General features: G+C 64.3%; 9 protein-coding genes and 1 pseudogene. 5 read left to right on the top strand and 5 right to left on the bottom strand.

What is annotated here, in order from left to right; genetic code table 11:
- Positions 1 to 54: 54 nt before the first annotated feature.
- Together EA795_RS00885 and EA795_RS00880 are read right to left on the bottom strand one after the other, a co-directional pair.
- Positions 55 to 2,331 (bottom strand): ABC transporter permease subunit, encoded by a 2,277-nt coding sequence (locus tag EA795_RS00885; RefSeq protein ID WP_122075046.1) that lies wholly within the window; start codon positions 2,329 to 2,331, stop codon positions 55 to 57.
- 168 nt (positions 2,332 to 2,499) lie between these two features.
- The gene (locus EA795_RS00880; protein WP_122075044.1) at positions 2,500 to 3,465 is read right to left on the bottom strand and encodes a PstS family phosphate ABC transporter substrate-binding protein; all 966 of its coding nucleotides are present in this window, start codon (positions 3,463 to 3,465) and stop codon (positions 2,500 to 2,502) included.
- Positions 3,466 to 3,684: 219 nt separating this feature from the next.
- Here EA795_RS00880 and EA795_RS00875 point away from each other — a divergent pair, with 219 nt between their 5' ends.
- Positions 3,685 to 4,086 (top strand): acyl-CoA thioesterase, encoded by a 402-nt coding sequence (locus EA795_RS00875; protein WP_014854503.1) that lies wholly within the window; start codon positions 3,685 to 3,687, stop codon positions 4,084 to 4,086.
- A gap of 129 nt (positions 4,087 to 4,215) precedes the next feature.
- Positions 4,216 to 5,124: an AEC family transporter gene (locus tag EA795_RS00870; RefSeq protein ID WP_122075042.1), complete on the top strand. Its 909-nt coding sequence runs from the start codon at positions 4,216 to 4,218 to the stop codon at positions 5,122 to 5,124.
- Between the two features lie 15 nt (positions 5,125 to 5,139).
- On the opposite strand, the gene EA795_RS00865 is transcribed toward EA795_RS00870, so the two are convergent.
- Complete coding sequence (locus EA795_RS00865) at positions 5,140 to 5,580, bottom strand: DNA translocase FtsK 4TM domain-containing protein (RefSeq protein ID WP_122075040.1); 441 nt, start codon at positions 5,578 to 5,580, stop codon at positions 5,140 to 5,142.
- 312 nt (positions 5,581 to 5,892) lie between these two features.
- On the opposite strand from EA795_RS00865, the gene EA795_RS00860 reads away from it, so the two are divergent.
- Positions 5,893 to 7,578, top strand: coding sequence for a Na/Pi cotransporter family protein (locus tag EA795_RS00860; RefSeq protein WP_122075038.1), 1,686 nt, complete (start codon positions 5,893 to 5,895; stop codon positions 7,576 to 7,578).
- A 130-nt stretch (positions 7,579 to 7,708) separates the two neighbouring features.
- On the opposite strand, the gene EA795_RS00855 is transcribed toward EA795_RS00860, so the two are convergent.
- Entirely contained in the window at positions 7,709 to 10,300 is a 2,592-nt protein-coding gene (locus tag EA795_RS00855) for a TRAP transporter permease (RefSeq protein WP_122075036.1), read from the bottom strand.
- 106 nt (positions 10,301 to 10,406) lie between these two features.
- On the bottom strand, positions 10,407 to 11,372 hold the full coding sequence (locus tag EA795_RS00850; RefSeq protein ID WP_014854508.1) for a TAXI family TRAP transporter solute-binding subunit: 966 nt from the start codon (positions 11,370 to 11,372) through the stop codon (positions 10,407 to 10,409).
- A gap of 390 nt (positions 11,373 to 11,762) precedes the next feature.
- On the opposite strand from EA795_RS00850, the gene EA795_RS00845 reads away from it, so the two are divergent.
- Both EA795_RS00845 and EA795_RS00840 read left to right on the top strand, forming a co-directional pair.
- Positions 11,763 to 11,948 carry a hypothetical protein gene (locus EA795_RS00845; protein ID WP_014854509.1) on the top strand — a complete coding sequence of 62 codons (186 nt, stop codon included), beginning with the start codon at positions 11,763 to 11,765 and terminating at the stop codon, positions 11,946 to 11,948.
- A gap of 108 nt (positions 11,949 to 12,056) precedes the next feature.
- Positions 12,057 to 13,638 (top strand): annotated as a pseudogene (locus EA795_RS00840) (methyl-accepting chemotaxis protein).
- Positions 13,639 to 13,652 lie beyond the last annotated feature (14 nt).

Raw genomic sequence — 13,652 nt, 5'->3', positions numbered from 1 at the left:
AAATCTCGCAGCCGTTCAGGCCGCGTCCTCGCCAGGCCCGCAGGCCTGGCCTGTTTACAGGCTGGCGTACTTGCCGCGCAGGCGCTGGCGAATCAGCTCGGCCAGGGTGTTCATCACGAAGGTGAAGATCAGCAGCACCATCGCGGCCAGGAACAGTACGCGGTAGTGAGTGCTGCCCACTTCCGACTCGGGCATCTCCACCGCGACGTTGGCCGCCAGGGTGCGCATGCCTTCGAAGATGTTGGCCTCCATGATCGGCGTGTTGCCGGTGGCCATCAGCACGATCATGGTTTCACCCACCGCGCGGCCCATGCCGATCATCAGCGCCGAGAAGATGCCGGGGCTGGCGGTCAGCAGCACCACGCGCACCAGCGTCTGCCAGGGCGTCGCGCCGAGTGCCAGGGAGCCCAGGGTGAGGCTCTTGGGCACGCTGAACACCGCGTCTTCGGCAATCGAATAGATGGTCGGGATCACCGCGAAGCCCATGGCCAGGCCGATCACCAGGGCATTGCGCTGGTCGAAGGGAATGCCCATCTCGTTGGTCAGCCACAGGCGCATGTCGCCACCGAACCACCAGTTCTCCATATGCCCGCTGATTTCCAGCGAGCCGAAGCCCACCAGCAGGATCACCGGAATCAGCAGGACCGCTTCCCAGCCGTCCGGCACGCGCAGGCGGATGCTTTCCGGCAGGCGGCTCCAGAGGTAGGCGGCCAGCACGATACCCACCGGCATCAACAGCAGCAGCGCGAAGATTCCCGGCAGATGGTTTTCCAGGTAGGGCGCGAGGAACAGGCCGGCGAAGAAGCCCAGGATCACCGTGGGCAGCGCTTCCATCAGTTCGATCACCGGCTTGACCTTGCGACGCAGCGCCGGCGCCATGAAGTAGGCGGTATAGAAGGCCGCACAGATGGCCAGCGGCGCGGCCAGCAGCATGGCGTAGAACGCCGCCTTGAGCGTGCCGAATGCCAGCGGCGCCAGGCTCAGCTTGGGTTCGAAGTCGGTGTTGGCCGAGGTCGACTGCCAGACGTGGTCGGGCTCCGGGTAGCTCTCGTACCAGACCTTGCTCCACAGGGCGCTCCAGGAGATTTCCGGGTGCGGGTTGTCGATCACGAAACTCTGCAGCTGGCCGTCGGACTCCACCAGCAAGCGGGTCGCGCGCGGCGACAGGGTCGCCATGGCCGCGCCTTCGGCCACCGGTTCCTTGAGCAGGGTGCGGTGCGCGGTGCTGTGGAAGACGCCCAGGCTGCCTTTGCTGTCCAGGGCGAGAAAGCCCTTGCGGCGCTCTTCGGGAAGAATCTGCGTGACGGGGCTGGTGCCAAGCTGGAAATTGCGTACGTTCTTCAGTTCGGCCTGGCCATCGGCGCCGCGCACCATGAACCACTGGCCGATGCCCCCGTTGGAATCGCCCACCAGCAGCGAGATGCCGCCCAGCAAGGCGCTGACCTGGGTAACCTCCCCCGTGCCGTTCAGCAGCTTGTAGCGGCCGTTCAACTGCTTGCGGCGCAGGTCGAAGACATCGGCGCTGGCGCGGCCGCTGAACGCGTAGAGCCACTGGTGGCGCGGATCGAGCAGCACCTGGCGGATCGGCTCGCTCAACTGCGGAAGCTCCAGGCGGTCCTGCTCGATGCTGGTCTCGCCGGTCATCAGGTTTTCCGTCGAAGCGATACGCAACGCGTGCAGCGCGGCTCCGGTGGAGACGGCGACCAGCAGGTTGCCGCCGTTGCGGCTGACCGCCGCATGCTCGATGGCGCGGCCCTGCGTATCCAGCTCCAGTGGCGCCTCGCCGAACGGGTAATCGATCTGCGGGGAAATGGTCCGCTGATTGTTCGGATAGCTGACCTTGTAGTTGTGCTCCAGCACCAGCGCCTGCCCGTTATCCAGCCCGAGCACGAGCAGGCGGCTGCCAGGGGTATCCTGGCCGACAGCGGTGATGCGGGTACCTGTAGGAAGCGGCAGGCTGACGGTGGAGAGCACCGCGCCGTCATCAACGGAGAAGAAGCGTACCTGACCATCGGCGCCGAGGCGCATCGCCACCTGGTTCTGCTCCTCGATCGCCAGCAGCAATGGCTCGCCCGCGCCTGCCAGCCAGTTCGGCTGTTGCGCGTCCCGCGCTTGCAGTTCGGCGCCCTGGAACATCGGCAGGACGACCTGGGCGAGATAGAAGAAGATCAGGCAGATGGCACCGAGCACCGCCAGGCCACCGATGGTGACATACCAGCGCGCCAGATGATCCTTGAGCGCGCGAATGCGCCGCTTGCGCTGCAACGCGGCAGTGTTGAAATCCAGCCTTTGCGCATCGGTGTTCGCAGTCATGGGCTCTATATCGTTCATCAAGAAGGTTCCTGAGCCGCCGGGGCTCTACGAGGCGCCTAATCTAATCAAGCTATGTGACAGAAAAGTTACAGACCCTAAACACGACGATGCCCGCCAACGCTTGCAGCGTGGCGGGCATCGGTGCCGGTGGCCTGACGGCGAATGTCGTCAGGCCTGGCAGGGTCCTTAGAGACCCAGTTCCTGCATGGTCTTGTCGACCACTTTCTTCGGCAGCGGGATGTAGCCGTCCTTGACCACGACGTCCTGACCCTGCTTGGACATTACCAGCTTGATGAACTCGGCATCGATCGGGCTCAGCGGCTTGTTCGGCGCCTTGTTCACGTAGACGTAGAAGAAGCGTGCCAGGGGGAATTTACCCGCCAGGGCGTTCTCTTCGTTGGCTTCGAAAGCTTCGCCACCCTTGGACAGCGGTACGGCGCGAACGCTGGAGGTCTTGTAGCCGATGCCCGAATAGCCGATGGCGTTCAGGGTGCTGGAGATCGACTGCACCACCGAGGCCGAACCCGGCTGCTCGTTCACGTTGGACTTGAAGTCACCCTTGCACAGGGCTTCTTCCTTGAAGTAGCCGTAGGTGCCGGATACCGAGTTGCGACCGAACAGCTGGATAGGCTTGGCCGCCCACTCGCCGGTCAGGCCCAGGTCGCCCCAGGTCTTGATGTCCTTCTCGCCACCGCACAGGCGGGTGCTGGAGAAGATGCCGTCGACCTGCTCGATGTCCAGGCTCTTGATGGGGTTGTCCTTGTGCACGAACACCGCCAGGGCGTCGATGGCCACCGGTACGGCGGTCGGCTTGTAGCCATACTTCTCTTCGAAGGCCTGGATCTCGTTGTCCTTCATGGGACGGCTCATCGGCCCCATGTTGGCGGTGCCCTCGGTCAGCGCGGGTGGCGCGGTGGAGGAGCCGGCAGCCTGGATCTGAATGTTGACGTTCGGGTAGCTGCGCTTGAACTCTTCGGCCCAGAGCGTCATCAGGTTCGCCAGGGAGTCCGAGCCGACGCTGGAGAGGTTGCCGGAAACACCGGAAGTCTTCTCGTAGTTCGGCAGAGCCGGGTCGACTGCTGCAACTGCGCTCGCGGCGCCGACACCAGCGGCAACGAAGGTCAGGGCCGCCATCAAACGATTCAATTTCATACCTTGCTCCTAGCAGGGGAGATGCTCGTGTGTGTTGGAACGGGGGCCAGTATCTGCAGGCCGCATGAACACTCTATGAACGAGATGTGACGATCTCATGACAGCCTGCGAAGTTGTCCGGCTCGGTCGCTGCCGTCACATTCAGTCGGTATACTCGGCCCCGCTCGCGCTACCGCGAGCCCTTCGCGTCACAACAACAAACGCGCCGCGAGTCTATCGATGAAAGATTACGAACAGGAAGATCCGATCCCACAGGGTGACCTGGCCCTGCAGCTCACCGCGCTGCCACGGGAAACCAATGGTTTCGGCGACATCTACGGCGGCTGGCTGGTTTCGCAGATGGACCTGGCCGGAACGGCGATGGCCAGCCGCGTGGCCGCCGGGCGTGTGGCCACGGTTTCCATCGACCGCATGGCCTTCATGGTGCCGGTGGCGGTGGGCGCGCAGCTGTCGTTCTACACCCAGACGCTGGATGTCGGCCGCAGCTCGATCCGCATGCTGGTGGAAGTCTGGAGCGACGATCCCCTGTCCAGCGAATGGCGCAAGGTTACGGAGGCGGTGTTCGTCTTCGTCGCCATCGACGGCAGCGGCCGCACCCGTCCGGTCACGCCTCGCCGCTGAGATACGGGCCCCTCTCCCCAGCCCTTCTTCCATCAAGGGCGAGGGGTTGGTCCGCTGGCCGGCTCAGAATGCTTGCGCACCGCATGGCGAGCTTTCAAGATCGGCAAACCTGCATTGATGGATGTATCCGTGATCCCGCTATTACTCGCCCTCTGGCCGCTGTTCGCCCTGATCGTCGCCGGCTATGTGCTGCGCCGGCAAGGCTTCCCGAGCGAAGCCTTCTGGCCCGGCGCCGAGCGCCTGAACTATTTCATCCTGTTCCCCGCGCTGCTGTTCAACAGCCTGGCGACCGCCCCGCTGGACAATCCCGCGCTACCACGCCTGGCGGGCGCAGTGCTGCTCGGCCTGGCACTGGTATGGGTCGCCCTGCTGGTGATCAGGCGGCTGCGCGCCTGGCCTGCCGCACGCTTCGGCGCCATGGCCCAGGGCGGGCTGCGCTTCAATACCTATCTGGGGTTGGCGGCGGTGGGCAGCCTGTTCGGCCAGGAGGGGCTGGCCCTGGCGGCGCTGATGCTGGCACTGATGGTACCGACCGTGAACGTGATGTCGGTCTGGGCGCTGACGGCCGAGCGCGGCGTCAGCGCGCGTTCGTTGCTGCTGCCGATCCTGAAGAACCCATTGATACTCGCCTGCCTGGCCGGCGCGCTGGTCAATTTCGCCGGCTTCGGCTTGCCCGGCGGCAGCGACCGCCTGCTGGGGCTGCTGGCGGCTGCCAGCCTGCCGCTGGGGCTGCTGTGTGTCGGCGCCGCATTGCAACCGCGCGAGCTGAGCGGCGAAATTCCGGCCCTGGGCTGGAACAGCGCGCTGCGGCTGCTGGCCGTGCCGCTGCTCGCCTACGGCGTGGCACGCCTGCTGGCGTTGCCGTCGATGGAAACCAGCATACTGGTGCTGTTCTTCGCGCTGCCCACGGCACCTACCGCCTATGTACTGACCCGCCAACTGAACGGCGACAGTCACCTGATGGCCGGCATCATCACCCTGCAGACATTGCTCGCGGCAGCGAGCCTGCCGCTGGTACTGACATTGCTGGGCAGCTGATCTGCCGCTTGGCACTCAACGGGTGGTCTGGGTCTTCAGCAAGCTCAGCAGGCTGATTGCGATGGCTGCGCTTATCGCCAGCAGCAACAGCATGGGCCCGACATAACCCAGCAGATCCTGCAGCCAGACGAGCACACCGTCACCGAGCAGGCCCGAATCGCCGGTCGCTGAGCGGTAGGCGCCCTCCAGCCATATTTCATAGGCGACCCGCAGCGGCAGCAAGGCCAGCGGGAGCAGGATCAGGCACAGCCAGTAGCCCGTACGCCGCCGCGGGCCGAGCAAGCCCCAGGGCCGAAAGAACGCAAGGATAAGCTGCAGAAAGCAGAACGCGTAATATCCCACCAGCAGCAGGTAGCAGCCGTTGCTCAAGCTCGGCGCCTCCCACAGCGCCTGCGCCGCCAGCCCACCCAGCAGCAAACTGAGCGCCGCCCAGATTGCCAGGCATAGCCTTTTCATCGATCCCTCTCGCCCCCGAACAATGCGATCAGGCATGGGAACAGAAACCGCCGAACGAAACCCACAACCGCTTCACGAAACCGCGGGAACCAGCGTCTGCACCGTCACATAGCATCAGCTTTGCCAACGCTCGGCGCACCGCCTCTTTGGTCGAGCTTGCCCCATGATGACGATTGTGTGACAAGTCGCTTGCCGATGAGGAAACGCCTGCATCCTCTGGCGGTCAACCGATTATCCCCGCGAATCTCCACGGCACCGATTCGGTGCCGGTGCTTGCCGTTGCCACGCCTCACCGAGGGAGAACGACTCGATATGCTGACCCTGCTGCACCTGCTGTCTTCCATCGCCCTGCTGGTCTGGGGAACGCATATCGTGCGTACCGGGATCATGCGCGTGTTTGGATCGCACTTGCGGCGGCTGATCGGTCAGAGCATGCAGCATTCACCGCTGGCCTTCGGCGCCGGCATCGGCGTCACCGCGCTGGTGCAGAGCAGCAACGCCACCGCCTTGCTGGCCATTTCCTTCGTCGCCCAGGGCCTGATGACGCTGCCGACGGCACTGGCCGCCATGCTCGGGGCGGACGTCGGTACCGCGCTCATGGCGCGGGTGCTGACGCTGGACCTTTCCTGGCTGTCGCCGCTGTTCACGCTGATCGGCGTCTGCCTCTTCCTCACACGCAAACAGTCCCGCGCCGGCCAGTTCGGCCGAGTACTGATCGGGCTGGGCCTGATCATTCTCGCGTTGCAACTGATCGTCCATGCCGCCGCGCCGATTACCGAGGCGCGCGGCATGGAGGTGCTGTTTTCCTCCTTGGCAGGCGACACCCTGCTGGCGGTAGTGGTCGGCGCCGCGTTCGCCCTGCTTTCCTATTCCAGCCTGGCCGCCGTGCTGCTGACCGCTACCCTGGCTGGCGCCGGCCTGATCAGCCTGCCGGTCGCACTGGGGCTCGTCATCGGCGCGAATATCGGCAGCGGCGCCCTCGCCTGGCTGAATGCCAGCCTGCAGCCCGCCTCGGCACGCCGTGTCGCGCTGGGCAACCTGCTCTACAAGCTGGCAGGGCTGGCCGTGCTGCCCTTTCTCGATCCGTTGGTGGCCTGGATGGGCACGCTGGGCTATAGCCCCCAGACCCAGGTCATCGGCTTCCACCTGACCTACAACACCCTGCGCTGCCTGACATTGCTGCCCACGGTGGGACTGATGGCCCGGCTCTGCGAATACCTGCTACCGGAACGCGAAGCGGATATCGGCGTCGCGCAGCCTCGCCACCTCGACCCCGCAGCGCTCGATACTCCGAGCCTGGCGCTGGCCAACGCGGTGCGCGAAACCTTGCGCATCGGCGATCTGGTCGAGGCCATGCTGGCGCGCCTGCAGAGCGTGCTGCTCGACGAGCGGCCCGAGTCCGGAGAGGAAATCCGCCGCATGGATGACGATGTCGATGCGCTGTACAGCGGGGTGAAACTCTATCTGGCGCGCATGGACCGCGAAGACCTGGCCGAGGAAGAAGGAAGGCGCTGGGCGGAAATCATCGAGCTGACGATCAACCTCGAGCAGGCCGGAGACATCATCGAGCACATGCTGGGCAAGATTCAGCGCATCAAGACCGCCAAACGGCGAACCTTCTCCCACGATGGCCAGGAGGAACTGAGCCAGCTGCATGCGCTGCTGAGTGCGAACCTGCGCCTGGGCCTGACGGTATTCCTCTCCAGCGACCCTCACAGTGCCAGGCAGTTGCTGGAGCAGAAGCGCCAGTTTCGCAGAAGCGAACGGGAGCTGGCCCACGCGCACGTCCATCGCCTGCACCACCGGGTGATGGAGAGCATCGACACCAGCGCCACGCACCTGGAACTGATCGCCGACATGAAGCGGCTCAACTCGCTGTTCTGCAGCCCAGCCTATGCAGCGATCGAAGCCGATTCGCTGGTGCAGACGGGCCAGCATGGCGCCAGAGCCGAAAAGCCGATGCCCCCCGGTGCGCCAGCCGACAGCGCCGCCACCTGAATGTCTCGTGACCCGTGATGAATGCGGTGCGATAAGCAGTAGGTACGCCGCCCTCTCCAGCGGGGCGGCGCATGAGCTCCCTGCGTGATGTTCGGCGGCCGGCTGCGCAGCTGCACAGCCGACCGATCGATCAGATGCCCGGCTGTGCGCCGGTGTGATCGAGGCCACGAGCCTGCTTGCCGGCCCGTCTGCGCTGCAGCCAGACCACCAGACCGAACACCAGAAGGCCGGGTAGCCACATCCACTCTTTGGCCCAGCGATCGGTCGGTGCCCGTACCACCAGAATCTCCTGGTCGAACTCCAGCCCCGCATCTGCGGCAGGACTGCCGAACGCGACGCTGTCGATCAGCACCCGGCCATCCTCTTCATAGGTCATCAGGCCGAGTTTATCGAGCCGTTCCTCGCCACTATCACCGCTGGGCACGGGCAACAGCAGGGCGAATTCGCGGGCATCGCCGACGGCATCCTCACCGCGGATACGCAGCCGCAGCTGGCTGTTCTCGTCCACCGAGCCCAGTGCCTGGGCCAGTTCAGTCGGCGGGATATCGCGATAGGGGTCGTGCGCCAGGTCCATCCAGAAACCCGGACGGAACAGGGTGAACGCCACCAGCAGCAACAGCACGCTTTCGTACCAGCGGCTGCGGACCAGGAAGAAGCCCTGGGTGCCGGCGGCGAAAATCAGCATCGCGCCGGTGGCGACGAAGAAGATCAGCACCCCATGCCAGAGACTCACGTCGATCAACAGCAGGTCGGTATTGAAGATGAACAGGAATGGCAGTGCCGCCGTCCGCAGGCTGTAATAGAACGCGGTGATGCCCGTCTTGATCGGGTCACCCTTGGACACCGCCGCTGCGGCGAAGGATGCCAGCCCCACCGGTGGTGTCACGTCGGCCATGATGCCGAAATAGAAGACGAACAGATGCACCGCGATCAACGGCACGATCAGCCCGTTCTGCTGCCCCAGCGCCACGACCACCGGCGCCATCAGGCTCGACACCACGATGTAGTTGGCGGTGGTGGGCAGGCCCATGCCGAGGATCAGGCTGAACACCGCAATGAACACCAGCATCAGCAGCAGGTTGCCCATCGACAACACTTCGACCACGTCGGCCAGGACCAGGCCGACGCCGGTCTGTGACACCGCACCGACGATGATCCCGGCAGCGGCCGTGGCGATGCCGATCCCGATCATGTTGCGCGCCCCGGCGATCAGCCCCTCGCGCAGGTCGATCACGCCGTCGACGAAGCCACCGTGAGTGGCGCCATGATCGGCACGCAACCACGACAGCAACGGGCGCTGGGTGAGCAGGATGATCACCAGCATCACCGAGCCCCAGAAGGCCGACAGGCCCGGGGACAGGCGCTCGATCATCAGGCACCAGACCAGCACCACCACCGGCAGCAGGAAATGCAGACCCGACAGCAGCACGGCGCGTGTCTGCGGCAATTCCGTCAAGGGTTTGTCCGGGTCTTCGTCCGGCAGCGGCGGGTTGCTCGCGGCGATCTTCAGCAGCGCCAGGTAGACAACGGCAAGCAGCACGGAGATGACTGGCAGCGCATAGTCGCCCAGCGCCGGCTTGAGCCAACCCAGGCCGTAATACACCGCCAACGACAGCCCGGAAATCAACGCAGCGCCGAAGGCAAAGCCGGTCAGGCGGCGCAGCCAGGGCTTGGGCTGATGGTTGCCGATCGGCTGCATGCCCTGTTTGAGGGCTTCCAGGTGCACGATGTAAAGCAGCGCGATATAGGAGATGGATGCGGGCAGGAAGGCATGCTTGATGATTTCCACATAGGGAATGCCGACGTACTCGACCATCAGGAAGGCCGCAGCGCCCATCACCGGCGGCATGATCTGGCCGTTGACCGAAGACGCCACTTCCACCGCACCGGCCTTCTCCTTGGAGAAGCCGACCTTCTTCATCATCGGAATGGTGAAGGTGCCGGTCGTCACCACGTTGGCGATCGACGAACCGGAGATCATCCCCGTCAACGCCGAGGACACCACGGCGGCCTTGGCCGGCCCGCCGCGCATGTGGCCAAGCAGGCTGAACGCCAGCTGGATGAAATAATGGCCCGCGCCCGCGCGTTCGAGCAGCGCACCGAACAGCACGAAAAGAAACACGAAGCTGGTGGACACACCCAGGGCGATGCCGAACACGCCTTCGGTGGTGATCCACTGGTGGTTGGCCAGCGCGGTGAAGCTCACCCCGCGATGCGCCAGGAAGCCCGGCATGTAAGGCCCGGCCAGGCTGTAAATGAGGAACACCAGGGCAATGATCGCCAGCGGCGGGCCGAGCGCGCGGCGCGTCGCCTCCAGCAACAGTGGAATGCCGATGCAGGCGGTGATCAGGTCGGCCGTGGTCAGGCTGCCCGGCCGCAGCGCCAGCTGCTGATAGAAGATGAACAGATAGGCGGCGCTCGCGGCCGCTACCAGGCCCAGGGCGATGTCCACCAACGGTACGCGATCACGCGGCGAGCGCTTGAATGCGGGATAGGCGAGAAACGCCAGCAACAGGGCGAATGCCAGATGAATGGCCCGCGTCTCGGTATCGTTGAGTACGCCGATGCGGAAGATGAATGGCAGCGGCGAGGCAATCCACAGCTGGAACAGCGACCAGAGCAGCGCCAGCCCGGCGATGACATGGGCCATCAGCCCGTCAGGCAATCGCGCGCCGACGTCCTGGGCGATCAGCTCTTCGGTGGAGAGATGTTTGTCTTGCATGGGTCAGGCCTGTCGAAGAACGGAAACGGCGAAACCCGTGGCCAATGGCACACGGGTTTCGTGGTGAAAGCGGGCCCGACGGCACAACACCGTCGGGTGCCTGCCTTTACAGCCAGCCACGCTCCTTGTAATAACGCTCGGCGCCTTCATGCAGCGGCGCGGTCAGACCGACCTTGATCATGTCCTCGGGCTTGAGGTCCTTGAACGCCGGATGCAGACGCTGGAAGCGCTCGATGTTCTCGAACACCGACTTGACCAGTTGGTAGACCACATCGGCATCTACCTTGGCGGTGGTGGACAGTACGGCCTTGCCGCCGATGGACTGGGTCGCCGCATCGTTGCCCTTGTACAGCCCGCCGGGGATTTCGGCCTTGGTGTAGTAGGTCTTCTCGGCCAGCAGCTTGTCGATCGCCTCGCCGGTGATCGGCACCAGTACCGCGTCGACGGTAGTGGTCGCTTCCTGAATCGCGCCGTTGGGATGGCCGACGAAATAGGTCATGGCATCGATGTTGTTGTCGCCCAGGGCGCTGGCCTGCTCGGCCGGCTTGAGCTCTGCGGCGAGGGAGAAGACCGACTGGTCCCAGCCCTTGACCTGCATGATCTCTTCCAGGGTGTCACGCTGGCCGGAACCCGGGTTGCCGATGTTTACGCGCTTGCCCTTGAGATCGTCGAGGCTCTTGATATTGGCATCACGGCGCGCGAGTACGGTGAAGACTTCGCTCTGCAGGGAGAAGACGGCGCGCAGATCATCCATCGCCCCTTCTTTCTCGAACGGCGCCAGACCTTCCATCGCCTTGTACTGATGGTCGGACTGCATCACCCCGAAGTTGAATTCCCCACTGCGCAGTCCGTTGACGTTGGCCACGCCGCCGCCACTGGCCGGAGCATTGCACTTGACGTTTTCGGCGTTGCGGTTGACGAAGCGGCAGATCGACTGGCCCGCCACGTAGTAAACCCCGGTCTGCCCACCGGTACCGATGGTGACGAACTGTTCTTGCGCCTGTGCCACGCCACTCAGACTGGTTCCCGCCAATGCAGCGGAAAAGATCCATGCCAAGGATTTGCCCTTCATGGATGCACTCCTTTTGGTTGTTTTTTGGATACTCGAGCGCCTTTTGAGTGCGCGAGAGTTCTGGAGTCTAGCAGGCCAAACACCGGCAAGCGCACCCCTTTTACGAGATCGCAATCGATACGCGGCGCAGACGCGATGCACGGCTGCGGCACTGTGGCGCGGTTGCTCTCGATCGACACTAAAGGCAAAATGCCATCAGTTTCGCTAAAAGCGAAAGCTGCTTTACCGCTCAGGACGCAAAGGGCCTGATAGCTAAGGCGCCCGCCATGACCATCCGCTCGGATGAATCAGGACGGGCGCCTTTTTTGTGCCTTGCAGGTTCACCGGCGTACTACGAGTGCCACTGAATTGCCATGAAACTCCTTTAGGCTGGATAACCCACGATCCTCAATGTCGACCGAAGAAACCGCTCAGTTGCGCCAGGCACTCGAAGACACCATCCAGGTGCTCGAACGTACCCGGCACTCCTTCAAATCCAGGGAGCTCGGCCAGTTGCGTCGACGTTTGCTGGATCTGCTCGAACAGCTGGCGGACGCTGAACCGACGCAAGGACAGCGCATGGAGCGGCGCCGTTGATGCCGACGCTTCGTTCACGACCATAAAACCGAGTGCCGAAGGGCCCAGCCGGGCCGACAGACGCACCACTGCCTCGCGTACCCGATCATTTCATGAAGGACATTCTGCATGCGGGTCAACCTGCCACTCAGCGGTCGCGAAGTCAGCGTCGGCGAAAACGCCAATATTCTCTCCACCACCGATCCCAGAGGCCGCATCACCTACGTCAACCCGGATTTCGTCGATATCTCAGGCTATAGCGAAAGCGAGCTGCTCGGCGAGCAACACAACCTCCTACGCCACCCGGACATGCCGACCGACGCCTTCGCCCATCTCTGGACCTGCATCGGTGCGGGCCGCTCCTGGCTGGGCATGGTCAAGAATCGCTGCAGGAACGGCGATCACTACTGGGTCAGCGCCTTCATCACGCCGGTCAGCCGCGACGGCAAGATCGTCGAGTACCAGTCCGTGCGCACCAAACCGCAGGCCGAGCAGATTCGCGCCGCCGAGGCGCTGTATGCACGGCTGCGCGATGATCGGGCACCGCGCACCCTGCGCGTTCCCCTGGGCTATCGTGCCAGGGCGAGCCTGCTCGCGAGCCTTGGCGCGGCGCCGGGTTTCGCCATCGGCGCCTGGCTGGCCGGAGCCACCCTGCCCGCCATCGCGCTGGGTGCCGATCTGGGCAGCTTGGGCGCCGCCGCGCTGGTGGCATTGGCACTCGCCCCGTTGCAGCCGCTGATCGTCCAGGCGCGCCGCATCGCGCAGAATCCGGTCAGCCAGAAGATCTACACAGGGCGCAGCGACGAGATCGGCGAGATCGCCTTCGCCATGCGGATGCTGGAAACCGAAGCCGGCGCGATGGTCGGTCGCATCGTCGATGCCACTCACCAGCTCACCAGCCATGCCGGCGCCCTGCATGGCGCAACGCAAAGCAGTACGCAGAACGCATCCTCCCAGCAGCAGGACACCGATCAGGTGGCCGAAGCCATTCATGAGATGTCGCTCAGCTTTCAGGATGTCGCCATCAACGCGCAACGCACCGCCGACGTCGCCGCGCAGGCCGACCAGGCCACAGCCAGTGGCCGGCAGGTGGTCAGCCTGACCGGCAGCAGCATCACGCGCCTGGCCAACGAGATTCAGCAGGCGGCCCAGGCCATCCATCTGGTGGAAAGCCACAGCCAGGACATCAGCCGGGTGCTGGAAGTGATCCGCTCCATCGCCGAGCAGACCAACCTGCTGGCACTCAACGCCGCGATAGAGGCCGCCCGCGCGGGCGAACAGGGCCGTGGCTTCGCGGTGGTGGCCGACGAAGTACGCGGGCTGGCCTCGCGCACCTCCTCGGCTACCGCGGAAATCCAGACGATGATCACCACCCTGCATGCGAGTTCGCAGCAGGCGGTGGAGCTCATGCAGCGCAGCCGCGACCAGGCCGAGAGCAGCGTCAGGCATGCGGGAGAGGCAGAACAGTCGCTGCTGGGGATCAACAGCCAGGGCCGAAATCAGCGAGATGAGCGCGCGAATCGCCGCCGCCATGGAGCAGCAGAGCGCCGTCAGCGAGGAAATCAACCAGCGTATCGTCAGCATTCGCGGCCGTTCGGACCAGCACCTGGAGATCGGCCGGCAAAGCCAGCACAGCGCCTCGAACATGGCGCTGCTGGCTGACCGCATGCAGCAACTGGTGAAGCAGTTCTGGTCCGTGCGCCGCGCCTGACGCCACCTCATCCG

This window comes from Stutzerimonas nitrititolerans (assembly GCF_003696285.1).
Classification (GTDB): domain Bacteria; phylum Pseudomonadota; class Gammaproteobacteria; order Pseudomonadales; family Pseudomonadaceae; genus Stutzerimonas; species Stutzerimonas nitrititolerans.
The sequence above is the reverse complement of the archived record's forward strand: the minus strand, read 5'-3'. Positions and strand labels throughout refer to the sequence as shown.